Source organism: Shewanella sp. MMG014 (assembly GCF_018100775.1).
Classification (GTDB): domain Bacteria; phylum Pseudomonadota; class Gammaproteobacteria; order Enterobacterales; family Shewanellaceae; genus Shewanella; species Shewanella japonica.
The window spans coordinates 129,531-143,092 of record NZ_JAGJDZ010000009.1 but is presented as its reverse complement, the minus strand read 5'-3'; the positions used below and the strand labels follow the sequence as shown (position 1 = coordinate 143,092).

Below are 13,562 nucleotides of genomic sequence, written 5' to 3'. Positions count from 1 at the left end.
CTGTTATTGATACTCTTTATAAGCCTCACCTTTCTCTAACCATTCAGGGGCTTTAGCACCTTTAAGATAATGGTCAAAGTACTGCTTCATTCTGATTGTATAGTCGAGTTTATTCGGATATTTCTTCAAATGATGCGGCTCGTCTTCATATTGTAAAAACACGACATCCTTACCAGTACGTCGCATTGCAAGGTATAACTCAACGCCTTGCTCCCATGGCACCGCATCATCTTTATCACCAAACATGATCATCATTGGTGTCTGAATACGTTCAGCATAAAATACTGGTGAGTTCTCAATATATTTTTGTGGGGAGTTAAATAAACTTTCTCCAATTCGACTTTGGCCTGTTTCATACTGGAACTGTCGAGCTAAACCAGAACCATGACGAATACCACTGTATGCACTCGTCATATTAGATACAGGGGCACCCGTTACAGCTGCTTTGAAGATATTGGTTTGGGTAACCGCAAATGCAGTTTGATAACCACCCCATGAGTGTCCTTGAATACCGACAGCATCAGGATCTGCAATGCCCATATCAATTAACTTTTGCACACCAGAAGTTAACCCTTTAACCGCTGATGCACCTGGATAGCCAACTTCAAATCGAATGTCCGGCAAGAAAATCGCATAACCATTGTCAGCGTACCAAGCGAAGTTAGGACGATGATTAATAGCCATATGCGGGAATGAATGTAATCGGTCGCTCATAAAGCGATAGAAATACACCATAACAGGATACTGTTTACCTTCTTGATAATTAGTCGGCTTGATCAATACACCATCAGTTAATCGGCCATCTGCATCACGCCATTGCACTAGCTCGGCACTGGCCCAATTAAAATCATCTCGCTGTTTATCTAACGCAGTTTGCTTAACACCATCTTGCGGTGCTGCAATGTCAGCGCTGTAAAGATCAGGATAAAGATCATAACGCTCTTTTGAATACACGATAGTGTCAGCATTTTTACTTTTTGCTAGCACTTTCACTTTCGCATCGGTTTCCATCAAGGTTGTTAACCCAGGCACACCCACAACGGCACTGTATAAGCTATCCGCTTTGGTTTTTTCGTTGTAACCATGCACCAACAGCGTTTGCTGCTGTGCTATCGTTGCTGGGACATTCTTGTCTTCATACAACCCTTCAATTCTCATTTGCGTACTGGTTTTACGCCCCTCACCGGCCGTCAGCATAAAGCCATCGAATGATGCACTGCTAAATTGCCAAGCATCATACTTGTCGTAAGCAATAATACCTGAACCATCAGCTAACCAAGGGCCAAAGCCATAACTCGGTGCATTACCTGGGTAGTCATGATCTTCATTGGCAAAGCTCACGCTAATGTCTTTAGAGATGGTATGTCTTCTTACTCCTGCAATGTCATAGAGAAAGAGCTGACCTTGCTGATAATAAGCCACAAATCTCGCATTAGGTGATAGCGTCGGCATTTCATTCGTTGGGTGCTGGGTTAAAAGCTGCTGCTTTCGGCCTGTATTTAAGTCCACTAAATACACATCTTGATAAAAACCAGCCCAAGTGATCATTTTTTGATAAGGCACATCTGATGTGGCCAATAGATATCGTTTTTGCTCACCATATTGCACATTTGGTACATCTTTATCTGCTAGTTGCACAATACGGTTGGCATTGACGTGAAGAACAGCTAAGTAAGTACGTTGTAATTCTTTACTGTATTGTTTGACTTCATGGGGCTTAATTTTAGGATCATCCCCGTGCCATACTTTCAGGTTTCGTAAGCCGGTTACGATTTCAGTATCAAACAAATCAGCTTGCTGTTTTATTTCAGGTAAAGAAACCACTTTATCAACCTGTGGTACTCGACCTACAAATAACCGCAAACTATCTTCTGAGAAGAAGATTTTTGAATATTGATTAAGTGTCCATTCATCCGTTGTAGGCGTTGGCTTAACCTGACTATTTTTCAAATCAATAATAGATAACTGATACTCACGTTCATCACGCTTAACGGCGGCATCACCACTGGTAAACGCAAGCCATAATCCGTCGTCAGATACGCTTAACTCTCCAAATTGTTGAGTTTGGCTTTGGTGTAGTTGGTTTAAGGTATTATTGATTAAATTAATTTTTTTAATGGTGTGGCGCTGATTATTGATATCGTTGCTCGCAACAACAAAGTTTTTACCGACTCTGTCAAAAGCAAACTGTGTCACATGCTCAAACTCATGAGCATTATTATCAGCTAGATGAATAAGTTTGATTTTACTGCCAGTGTCTTTCTCATCAACTTTGGCTTTATCGTCTTTATCCGCCCCCTTATCAGCCTCTTCGGATTTTTCAGCTTCAAACCATATCGCGACAAACTCACCATTAGGGCTAAATTCTGCGTGTTTTACCTTTTCAAACTGCTGCTGTTCTCCAGTGCTGGTATTTAGCAATACCAAACCACTATGAAGCTCAGACTTTTTGAGGGTCTCTGCAGATAATAAACTCGGCTCAATTTTCGCTATTGCAAAAGAGCCTTGGCTATTAAGCTGAAGTGCCGAACCACCATCAATAACGTACTGTTTTTGAGTCGCGACAATATTCACTAAGGCGCGACTGTCGCCTCGATCAGGCATCGCTTCAACCGCAATAACACGACCATTATCAGAAATAACAGGCTGTTGTAGGGTTTCAAAATGCATGATGTCATTTAAGCTTAACGTTTTTGGCTGCTGCGCAGCGTTTACTGCAACGGACGCGGCGAGTAACGTCAGTGGTAGAAATGTATGTAACTTCAAAGTCATCCTCGTGAGTTATTATTATCGAGCAATTAAACAAATGGATCTTTATTCAATCAAGCGCTTTGACACATACGCAATGAATACGAGCTAACATTTAATCGACTTGAGTGATGTTGAGGTAAACCATCCAGCTATTTACTGGTGCATTTTTAACCTGTTAGACCAAAGTCGTCTGTAAAAATATTCTTATCTACCTAAGCTACTCAGGTAAAATCATTGCCGCGCCAACCTTTTTGCAACATGTAAAGTGTATTTATGACGCTAATTGAATCTTAAATTTACGCTATTGTGAACATATTAAAGCAATCAGCTGAGGATTAACTTAAAAAATACAAAAAATATGTGATTAAACTCACTAAATCCTGTAAAAAAAATTCTAAATTCGTTAAAATGCGGCGCATTAAAACGTTAGTAAATCGTTCTGTTACAAGCTTGTTAACGTGAACAGAGAAATGCAGTAACTACTAGGTGGAAGGACTATCCATGCCAAAACGTACTATAACCGTAATCCCAGGTGACGGGATTGGACCAAGCATTATCGATTCCGCTTTAAAGATTCTCGACAAAGCTGGTTGCGACTTTGAATATGAATTTGCAGACGCCGGTTTAGCCGCTTTAGAAAAACAAGGTGAATTAGTACCTCAGCGTACCTTAGACCTTATTGAAAAAAACCGTATCACTCTTAAAGGTCCATTAACCACTCCAGTGGGTGAAGGCTTTACTTCTATCAATGTTAGCTTGCGTAAAAAGTTCAGCTTATACGCAAACGTACGTCCAGTGCTTTCGTTTAAAGGTACTCAAGCGCGTTACGACAATATTGATATCATCACCGTTCGTGAAAACACCGAAGGTATGTACTCTGGTTTAGGCCAAAAAGTATCTGAAGATGGTGCTACTGCAGAAGCAACTAGTATCATTACTCGCCAAGGTGCTGAACAAATTACCACTTTCGCTTATGAGCTTGCTCGTAAAGAAAACCGTAAAAAAGTAACGATTGTTCACAAAGCAAACATCATGAAGTCGACTTCTGGTTTATTCTTGAAAGTGGCGCGTGAAGTAAGCCAGCGTTACCCAGATATCGAAACTGAAGAAATGATTGTTGATGCAACATGTATGAAGTTGGTCATGAATCCAGAAAATTTCGATGTATTGGTAACAACTAACTTATTCGGTGACATTTTATCTGACTTATGTGCAGGTTTAGTGGGCGGTTTAGGTATGGCACCTGGTGCTAACATCGGTAGCGACGCTGCGATTTTTGAAGCCGTACACGGCAGTGCACCTGATATTGCGGGTAAAAACTTAGCAAACCCAACTTCAGTTATTCTTGCATCTATCCAAATGCTTGAGTATCTAGGTATGGCTGATAAAGCTGAAATGATCCGTAGTGCAGTATCTGCAGTGATCGAAGAAGGCGACCGTACGACTCGCGATTTAGGTGGTACACACGGTACGACTGACTTCACTCAAGCCGTTATTGACCGTTTAGGCTAATCTTTCATTAAGCTAAATAGATAATAAAAAGCCCTTAGTGAGATTCACTAAGGGCTTTTTTATAGCTGAAACAATAAACATCACAAAAAATGCCAATATCGCTTCAAGGATTAATTAAAGTTCCATGGTGTATTTGGTTTAACCCATAAATGCACTGTCACTTCATCACGGTCATGATAAAGATGCTTACATTGGATTTTAAAATCTTCGATTTCGTTTTCTTTTAAAATCTCAGCCATAGTATCAAGGATTTGCCTAACTTCTTTATAACGGCTTTTCATTGGTAGCTTAAGGTTAAAAATAGCTTCTTTAAACCAACCATTTATCGCCCATGCTTCCATAAGCTCTGCAACCCGTGAAGGCTTTTCAACCATGTCGCACACTAACCAGTAAATGTTTTTTCTTGGTGGCTCAAAACGAAAACCATCAGCACGGTAGTGACGAACCTGACCTGTATCCATCAACTTTTGATCCATAGGACCATTATCAACAGCGGCGACAAACATACCGCGGCGAACGAGCTGATAGGTCCAACCGCCAGGACATGCCCCTAAATCAACAGAATGAAGACCTGAGCGACAGCGCTGTTCTTGTTCTTCTTTTGTTAAGAAGTGCCCAAATGCTTCGTCTAATTTCAAACTTGACCGGCTCGGTGCATCAGCCGCCATTTTAAGACGTGGGATCCCCATAAAATGAGGCGAGCTATTATTAGTCAGTGAGTAACCAACGTACGCTTGACCTGGTCCAACAAAACAAACGTGAATAATGGGTCTTTTGTCATTTTCTTGAGCAAGCAATGAGCCTGACTTTTTCAAACCTTGCCTTAGTGGCACGGTAAACTTACGACAAAAACCCGATAATTCCTTCGCTTCATTAGTATCCGGCGTTTCAACACGTAACTCCCCCGCTTTTGACACTTCCGCTAAAGCTGCAACAATTGGAGAGACACGGTCTGATTCTGGCAAATCTTTTAGTAAATCATTTGCCGCAAACATTTGTCGCGCGAACACCAAAGAGTTGAGCTCAATTCTTTTTGCTAGTTGTTCACCACCATCTTCTTCAAAGCTTTGGAAAATAACATAAGCATCATTGGTATTGGTTTTTACAAAACCACCAATATTCAATTCAGCTGCACGCTGTTGAATTTCTGCTGCGCAATCTTTCTCATAGCCCGCACGGCAGAATAAAAATAGGTTTTTCATGATGAACCTTTGGTGTCGATAACGAGACTGTACGTTCCATTAGAATAATGACGCCAGTGCTTGTGATTAAAAATAGTTTGCTGGGCTGCATTATACGCAAAATTCATAATTCTGTGTGAAATGAAACGAGAAATACAGAAACTAAAAAGCAGCTAAAACGATGTTTCGGCTGCTTTTAATAAACTCATATTGCTTTTCAGTAGGTTAACTCATTAATCTTTCTGATACTTAGCAATGGCAACTGCAAATAATATCCAACCAATTAACATGCATCCACCACCCATTGGAGTTATTGGACCGATCCACTTAGCCCCAGTAAAGGCATAAAGATACAATGAACCAGAAAACAGTAAGATGCCGATAAAAAACAGATACCCCGCCCAATCAAGTAACTTTGACGAGATCCAATGGCCTGCAAACGCAACAGCGATAATCGCAAAGGTATGATAAAAGTGATAATCAACGCCTAAATTAAAAATGGCAATTAACTCTGGTGAGGCAATATTTTTTAATCCGTGTGCACCAAATGCGCCAAGCGCAACGGCTAAAAAACCATTTAGCGCTGCTAAAAGTAGTAAACCTTTTTTCATCATGATTGCCTTTAAATGATCAATTTATATGTGCATTAATGAAATGCTGACATTGTTGAATACAAGTTTGCAGATTATCCTCTAATGTGGTCCCTGACGACTTCCGTGGTTTAAAACTATGATCGCCATCCTTAATCCACTGTATTTTAATCGACTTGTTTAAAGGCCATTGCGGGAGTTCTTCTTTACCGCCAAATTTGTCCCGCTCTCCTTGCATAACTAATAACGGTACAGTGCAATCATTGACTGGTGCTAACCTAGGTTCTCCACCTTTTAATGGAACAAAAGGATAACCAAGGCAAATCACGCCTTTGATCAATTTAGCGATCTCAGAAAATTCAGGTACAAGTTCGACCTTCTCCATTTCACCTAACTCTGGCGTCATCAATATGGCCGACATTCTGCCCCCCATAGATTTCCCCATCAAAATGATATTCTCAACCGCTAAGGTTTGCTGTTTATTTTGCGCTAGTACTTGCTGCAATACTTGTTGAAAATGATTGAGTAGTTTTGGCGCCCTATCTGGAGGTCTGCGTTTGCCATCTTGCATGTTGGCTTGCATATACAAAAAGTTAAAACGTAACACTTGAACGCCAGTTTGGCTAAGTCCAGATGCCACAGCCTCCATAAACTCATGATGCATATTAGCGCCAGCACCATGGGCAAAAACCACTAAGGTTTTGCTCTGCTCACCTTGTAAAATATATTCTATTGCTTGACCATTGATTTCACTAGAGCACAACTTATTTGTCATTGATTGGGGTTCACTTATTGATGAATAATTGTTGAATGGTAAGCTGAGGCCTCTTTGCAACACTTTGCTTTCAACGCCTCATAGTTTTGTGCAGCTAAAGCACAGCAAGTAATAAATCACTTCTAGAAAGTAACGACTTATTTATCTAACCAGCTAATAACTCACTGCGTGACTCTTCAGCAAACATATCTACCATCCATTCTCTGAAAGCTGCCACTTTTCCGAGCTCTGAGTGGCTCTGCTGACACACAAGGTAATAAGCATCTTTACTGACTAATACTTCCGAGAACGGACACACAAGTCGACCGGCTTTAATATCAGGCCTTGCCAATACGCTATACCCCAATGCCACACCTTGACCATGAGCCGCAGCTTGCAATACTAATGATGAATGACTGAAGATAGGACCAGAATTAACATTAATTTCACTAATCCCGCATTGTCTAAACCAAGCCTGCCAATCTTGACGACTCGAGTCGTGTAATAAGGTGTGATTTTTTAAATCGCTGGGTTTTTCAAGCGGCTTAGGACCGCTCAATAACAGCGGCGAACAAACAGGAATTAACACTTCATTACGGAGTTTATCTGCACGTAGCCCAGGCCAATTACCTTGACCATAATAAATCGCGACATCGACATCATCAGTCAATGAGTCGACCTCGCTATCTACAGCTTTAATTCGCACATCAATGTCTGGGTTTTTCTCACTAAACTTTGCAAGTCTTGGCACAAGCCATTGAATTGCAAAGCTTGGTGACATGCTTACCGTTAACGAACCAATCGCGCTTCTGGCTAATAGCCTATCGGTAGATTCGCCTAATTGGATAAAAATATCTTTGATATCGAGGAAGTAGCTTTGACCTTCTTCAGTCAATAATAGCGAGCGATTTTTGCGTCGAAATAGTTTTAAGCCCAAAAAATCTTCCAGTGCTTTTATCTGGTGACTGACTGCTGCTTGCGTGACAAATAGCTCTTCTGCCGCTCGAGTAAAACTTAAGTGCCTCGCAGCAGCCTCGAATGCTTTGACTGCATTCAAAGGTGGCAATCTTCTCGACATAGTGATCAATCTCTCGTTTTTTAATTAGTTTTTCTAATGATTATCGTTATTTTTTGTCGTTTGTAAAGAACACTGTGTTCGTTTAAATTATAACCATTGAAATTTAGTGAGTTGGACAATCTCTACCAGGTAATAAGGGAGTGTCCGACAGTGTGATTTGTCACCTAGGAGGCGACCCTTTATGTTTAACTTAACAACGTTAGCAACAGCTGCTTTACTCTCTTCATGTGCATTTATGGCCACAGCAAATGATACCACAATTGATATCAGCGACCTTCAAGCATCAATTAATGCTGAACTTGAGCAAAGCATGAATGAAATGCAAAACAACATCGATGTTAACGTGAAAAACACGCTAACCGAAGAGAACGCAGACAAAGCGACAATCAAAACGGCTGAAACACGTATTGCTGATTAATTTACTGTAAAAACCGTTTCAAAAAAACCGCATTAACCATTTTATTGGTAATGCGGTTTTTTTATATTCAATATTCACAGCTATTTCAGGTAAAAAAATAGCCACTAGAATTAATCTAATGGCTATTTAGCATTAACATAGTTTATCCGAATAATTCGAATCGACGAATCAATTAAGGACGGTAAACCTTAACGTTAGTGTAGCCTTGCTCAGTTAAATACAGAGCTTGTAATTTACTCATCACACCACGATCGCAATACAATAGGTAAGTTTTTTCTTTACTTAAGTCTGCAAATTGAGTGGCTAGTTTGAAGAAAGGGATCTTCAATATTTCTGTATCAGCTATTTTTAGCGGATTTTGCTCTTCTTCATCTTGAGCACGAATATCAATAACTACTTCGTCGTTATCGATTGAAGCGACTGTTTCAGTTTCGCTTACCGTTGTTTCGACCTTTTCTGCAATTTGCTTGATATCAATCACGACAGCGTCATTAACGACTCTATCGACAAGATCTTCTGAAAACTTCAATTCTTCAGCTTCAATTTTAGATAAAATGGCTTTCACTGTTGGTTTCTGTGAAATAACACCACAATATTCAGGAATAGCTTTAGCAAAATCTTCTGTGCCAATTTTACGGCTTTCATTAATGATATCTTGCTTATCCATGGTGATCAGTGGACGCAGAATCAATAAATCGGTACAACGGTCGATTACATTGAGGTTAGTCAAGGTTTGACTTGAAACTTGACCGAGACTTTCACCTGTAACTAGTGCTTGAATACCGTACTTCTCGGCAATTTTAGTGGCTGCACGCATCATCACACGCTTTAAAATAACGCCCATTTGACCATTATCGATTTTCTCAAGGATCTCTTCTACAACTGGCTCAAAAGGCACTGTGATAAAGCGAACTTTATGAGATTCTCCATACTTTTGCCATAAGTGGTAAGCAACTTGTTTAACGCCGATCTCATGTTGAGCGCCACCTAAGTTAAAGAAACAGTAATGTGTACGTGCGCCCTTTTTGATAAACTGATAGCTAGAAACACCAGAATCAAAACCACCCGAAATAAGTGATAACACATCTTCTTGAGTGGCCATAGGGAAGCCACCTAGACCTTCAATACGACGTACAACCATGTATAGCTTTTCATGATCAATCTCAAGATTCACTGTCATATCAGGATTTTTTAACTTCACGCCAACAGCGTCAGTGTGCTGGTTTAAACCACCACCGACATAACGTTCGACTTCAATTGAATTGAAATCATGTTTACCTGTTCGCTTAACACGTACACAGAAGGTTTTACCTGCTAGTTCATCTTTATATACAGGCAAAACTTGCTGGTAAATGTCATCAATTGACTCAAATGAGTATTCATCAACTTGAATCACATGAGCAATACCAGGGATACATTCTAATCTAGCTGAAATCGCATCAATTCTTGCTTGTTCATCGCTCGCTACGTGGATCATGATACGATCCCATTGGCGTTGCACTTTTACATCGTCATCAACTTTTTTAAGTACATTGCGAATGTTTGTTTCAAGGATTTTAGTAAAACGCATTCTCACCGTTTTACTTTTCATCATGATTTCTGGGTATAGCTTTACGATAAACTTCATTGGATTTCCGCGGGCTTCTGTTTCGGTATTACCTTACTAGCAAACTAAACCAATGATATAAAACAAAAATATATCAAAATTTAATATGTAAAAAGGCTTAAAAATGATGGCTGGAAAAGCAACCAGCCATTAAAGGCGGGATTATAACAAAAATTGTCTATTTACCAAACACAATAAATCACCAGATTTGAGCACAGGCTTATTGATTTATCAGGCTTCAGGCCAATAAAAAAGCCGCAGTAATAACAGAATTAATCTGATACTAAAACGGCTTGATAACTCACCATAAAAACAATAATCAAAACAACAAACTTAACAAAAACGCCACTGATGATAATCCAATCATAGGTTATTATTAAGCCACTGTATGTCGCTAAAAACTATGATTCAAAAAACTATGGTACAAAAAACTATGGCGTCATAACCTCAATTTCATCTGACTCTTTAGCTTTACCTTGCTCAATGGCAATTTCCACTCGACGATTACGACTGCGATTTTGGTTAGAGTCATTGGGTACTAACGGCGCGTTGGATGCCATACCAACCACTTGCATTCTCGCTTCATCAAACCCTTTCACTTTTGCTAGCTCATGGGCGACAGCAACAGCACGTTTACTAGACAAGTCCCAGTTAGAGCTATAAAGCTCATTACTAATATGCATTCCGTCTGTATGCCCCGAAACCGTGACAATACCAGGGACATCTTTTAATAACTCACCAATTGAACGAACCACAGGCTTAAAACGAGGCTGTAGAAAACCAGATCCCGAAGCAAAGGAGCCTTTCTCACGAATTCGAATAATAATTTGCTGACCTAATGATTCAATTTCTATGGCACCATCAACAATCTCTTCATTGAGCTTTTCAGCCATTTTCTTAACTTGATCGTTAATATTCTCTTGTTCTGATGAAGCTTGAGATTGCTGAGCTTGAGCTTGTTGCTGCGCAGTCGCAGAAGAATTGCCGCCTCGGTTTTCACCTTGTTGCTTTTGAACGCCGCCAGCACTGGCATCTTCACCTGCTTGATACTCAATCGTTTGTTGAGTCATCTCATTGGTTTGTTGGTTAATAATTTCAATCGGGGTTGGATCGGGCTTGCCTGGGCGAAACTCCAGCGCAATCACAGAAGTACCTTTGGGAATATCTTTCACTTCGACTTTATTTTGCACCCCGAAGGCGTATTTCATTGAACCGGCAATTTGCTTGAACTTCATCACATCCATTTCTGAAAAAGCCAGCAACAGTACAAAGAAACACATTAGCAGCGACATTAAATCAGCAAATGTCGCTAGCCATAAAGGGGCGCCAGGTGGCGGACAATTACACTTGGCTTTTTTGGCCATGAGTTACTCTCCGTCCGTGGTATCGATTTGACGTTGTTTTTCAGCTAAGTAGTTTTTCAAAAATCCTTCAATTACACGTGGATTCTGACCATCTTGAATCGCTAATACAGCATCCATGATTAAATTACGATTGAGGAGTTCTTCACTCATTCTTAACTGCAATTTATCCGCGATTGGAATAGCAATCATGTTGGCAATGATTGCACCGTAAAGTGTGGTTAATAATGCCACAGCCATCGATGGTCCAATAGATTTCGGGTCATCCATGTTTGATAACATGGCAACCAAACCAATCAAGGTACCGATCATCCCCATTGCAGGTGCTACATCACCTAAAGATTTAAAAATGCCGATACCGGTTTTATGACGTTCTTCGGTCAAGGCTATGTCTTTTTCTAAGGCTTCTCGTACGACATCGCCATCGTGACCATCAACCAGCATATCAACTGCTTTTTGCATAAAACTGTTGGTGATTTGCGCTTCTTCTAAAGCTAAGAAACCACCTTTACGAGCGGCATCTGCCATATTGACTGATTGCTCGATGAGATCTTCTGGCTTGTCAATTTTGAACATAAAAGCTTTAGCACCAATTTTAACAGCGCCAAGAAACTGCTTTAAATTGTACTTCATCATGACCACAAACAATGAACCGATAAATACGATCATAATCGACGGCACATCAACAAAGATGGAAATACCACCACTGCTGACCATTGACCCAATAATAAATGCAAATGCGCCTATCAAACCGATTAGGGTTGCTAAATCCACAATGTCTCCTTGATTGCAGTCTTAAAATGCTGCCTTAGCTGATAAATCACTACCAACGCAGCACTTATCTTTTCAGTATCAATGTAACACCCTGTGCAACAGGGATAATAGTTCAAATATCAAAAAACACTGAAAAAACAGCATTCGATTATAAAATAACGGCCAGTGCTAAAAAATTCATCAATTATTAGGTCACTATTTACGAGTGGGCCATCAATTAAATGAATGCGAATGAAGGAAACTGGCTTTCGTTATAGTTATCGGTCAAACTTAGCCCAAGTTTAGAGATTTTTTACTAATTGTATAAATTTTCAGTCTTAAAGCGTGCTATTGAGCAAATAAACAACGACTGAATTTGACCCTTAGGTCGCCCTGATATACCTTGTCATCCGCAAATCAGAAGGAATCATAATTGTGGCTAAAAAACCTGAGAATCTAAGTTTTGAAGAATCGTTATCGGAGCTTGAAAACATCGTCGCAGATCTTGAGCAAGGTGAAGTCACACTAGACAATGCCCTCAAACAATTCGAGCGCGGAATTAAGCTTGTACGTCAAAGCCAATCTAAGCTTGAACAAGCCCAACAAAAAGTATCTATCCTACTTGATGAAGATGATACAAATCTGACCCCATTTACCGTTGAAGGCGAATAAGCGTGTTAGACCAAGCTATTGAAAAATATCAACAACGTGTCAATCGAGTTCTTGAAGCAAAACTGAATGAACTTGATGACAATGCTCCCCAATTAAAAGCTGCAATGATTCATGGTGCTTTACTTGGCGGCAAGCGTATTCGTCCATTTATGGTATACAGTATCGGTGAAATGCTTGGTGCTGATAGTCGCATACTCGATAATGCCGCAGCGGCCATTGAGTGCGTCCATGCTTACTCATTAATCCATGACGATTTACCCGCTATGGATGATGATGCGCTTCGCCGAGGCCAACCAACGGTACATATTGCTTTTGATGAAGCAACGGCGATATTAGCAGGTGATGCACTACAAACACTGGCATTTGAGCTCATTTGTCAGCCAGTCGAAGGGATCAATCCACAGCAACAATTGGCAATGGTAACGGCGCTAGCTAAAGCCTCAGGCTATAGTGGTATGTGTGGCGGACAAGCAATTGATCTGAGTTCGACAGATAAACGTATTAATATTGAACAGCTGACCCAATTACATAACAAAAAAACTGGTGCGTTAATAAGTTGCGCCGCAGAATTAGCGTTAATTGCCGCTAATGCCTCTGACACAGAGCAGCAAATCATCAGAGAATTCGCCGAAAATATTGGTTTAGCTTTTCAAGTTCAAGATGACATTTTAGATATCACTGCCAGCACCGAAGAGCTCGGTAAACCACAAGGCAGTGACGAAGAAGCCAACAAAAGCACTTTTCCGAGCTTACTTGGACTTGACGGTGCTAATGAATGCGCCGAAAAACTAATTAACGATGCACTTTCAGCGCTGGCTAAATTGACCTACAATAGCCAGTTAATTGCAGACTTCGCCCGCTATATCATTGCGCGAAGATTATAAAA

Annotated in this window: 12 protein-coding genes; 4 read left to right on the top strand and 8 right to left on the bottom strand. The window is 40.3% G+C overall.

What is annotated here, in order from left to right; all coding sequences use genetic code 11:
• Window positions 1-3 precede the first annotated feature (3 nt).
• Window positions 4-2,742, bottom strand: coding sequence for a prolyl oligopeptidase family serine peptidase (locus J8L86_RS15225; RefSeq protein WP_247663449.1), 2,739 nt, complete (start codon window positions 2,740-2,742; stop codon window positions 4-6).
• A gap of 510 nt (window positions 2,743-3,252) precedes the next feature.
• Here J8L86_RS15225 and J8L86_RS15220 point away from each other — a divergent pair.
• Window positions 3,253-4,263, top strand: a complete 1,011-nt coding sequence (locus J8L86_RS15220) for an isocitrate dehydrogenase (RefSeq protein ID WP_055024975.1) — start codon at window positions 3,253-3,255, stop codon at window positions 4,261-4,263.
• A gap of 110 nt (window positions 4,264-4,373) precedes the next feature.
• On the opposite strand, the gene rlmM is transcribed toward J8L86_RS15220, so the two are convergent.
• The 4 genes from rlmM to J8L86_RS15200 all read right to left on the bottom strand — a co-directional run bounded on the left by rlmM (window position 4,374) and on the right by J8L86_RS15200 (window position 7,866).
• Complete coding sequence (gene rlmM / locus J8L86_RS15215) at window positions 4,374-5,465, bottom strand: 23S rRNA (cytidine(2498)-2'-O)-methyltransferase RlmM (protein WP_055024976.1); 1,092 nt, start codon at window positions 5,463-5,465, stop codon at window positions 4,374-4,376.
• Between the two features lie 212 nt (window positions 5,466-5,677).
• A complete protein-coding gene (locus tag J8L86_RS15210) occupies window positions 5,678-6,055 on the bottom strand; it encodes a DUF423 domain-containing protein (protein ID WP_055024977.1) in 378 nt (125 codons plus the stop codon).
• A gap of 19 nt (window positions 6,056-6,074) precedes the next feature.
• A complete protein-coding gene (locus J8L86_RS15205; protein ID WP_211030939.1) occupies window positions 6,075-6,809 on the bottom strand; it encodes an alpha/beta fold hydrolase in 735 nt (244 codons plus the stop codon).
• 145 nt (window positions 6,810-6,954) lie between these two features.
• Window positions 6,955-7,866, bottom strand: coding sequence for a transcriptional regulator GcvA (locus J8L86_RS15200; protein WP_055024979.1), 912 nt, complete (start codon window positions 7,864-7,866; stop codon window positions 6,955-6,957).
• Window positions 7,867-8,047: 181 nt separating this feature from the next.
• Between J8L86_RS15200 and J8L86_RS15195 the strand changes: the two genes are divergently transcribed.
• Window positions 8,048-8,284, top strand: a complete 237-nt coding sequence (locus tag J8L86_RS15195; protein WP_065108511.1) for a hypothetical protein — start codon at window positions 8,048-8,050, stop codon at window positions 8,282-8,284.
• A 172-nt stretch (window positions 8,285-8,456) separates the two neighbouring features.
• Here the strand turns inward: J8L86_RS15195 and thiI are convergent, their stop codons facing one another.
• The 3 genes from thiI to pomA all read right to left on the bottom strand — a co-directional run bounded on the left by thiI (window position 8,457) and on the right by pomA (window position 12,025).
• Window positions 8,457-9,911: a tRNA uracil 4-sulfurtransferase ThiI gene (gene thiI / locus J8L86_RS15190; RefSeq protein ID WP_065108512.1), complete on the bottom strand. Its 1,455-nt coding sequence runs from the start codon at window positions 9,909-9,911 to the stop codon at window positions 8,457-8,459.
• 410 nt (window positions 9,912-10,321) lie between these two features.
• Window positions 10,322-11,254, bottom strand: a complete 933-nt coding sequence (locus J8L86_RS15185; RefSeq protein WP_065108513.1) for a flagellar motor protein MotB — start codon at window positions 11,252-11,254, stop codon at window positions 10,322-10,324.
• Window positions 11,255-11,257: 3 nt separating this feature from the next.
• Window positions 11,258-12,025, bottom strand: a complete 768-nt coding sequence (gene pomA / locus J8L86_RS15180; protein ID WP_055024983.1) for a flagellar motor protein PomA — start codon at window positions 12,023-12,025, stop codon at window positions 11,258-11,260.
• Window positions 12,026-12,439: 414 nt separating this feature from the next.
• Between pomA and xseB the strand changes: the two genes are divergently transcribed.
• Complete coding sequence (xseB, locus tag J8L86_RS15175; RefSeq protein WP_055024984.1) at window positions 12,440-12,676, top strand: exodeoxyribonuclease VII small subunit; 237 nt, start codon at window positions 12,440-12,442, stop codon at window positions 12,674-12,676.
• A 2-nt stretch (window positions 12,677-12,678) separates the two neighbouring features.
• Window positions 12,679-13,560 carry a (2E,6E)-farnesyl diphosphate synthase gene (gene ispA, locus J8L86_RS15170; protein ID WP_065108514.1) on the top strand — a complete coding sequence of 294 codons (882 nt, stop codon included), beginning with the start codon at window positions 12,679-12,681 and terminating at the stop codon, window positions 13,558-13,560.
• The last annotated feature ends 2 nt before the right edge of the window (window positions 13,561-13,562 follow it).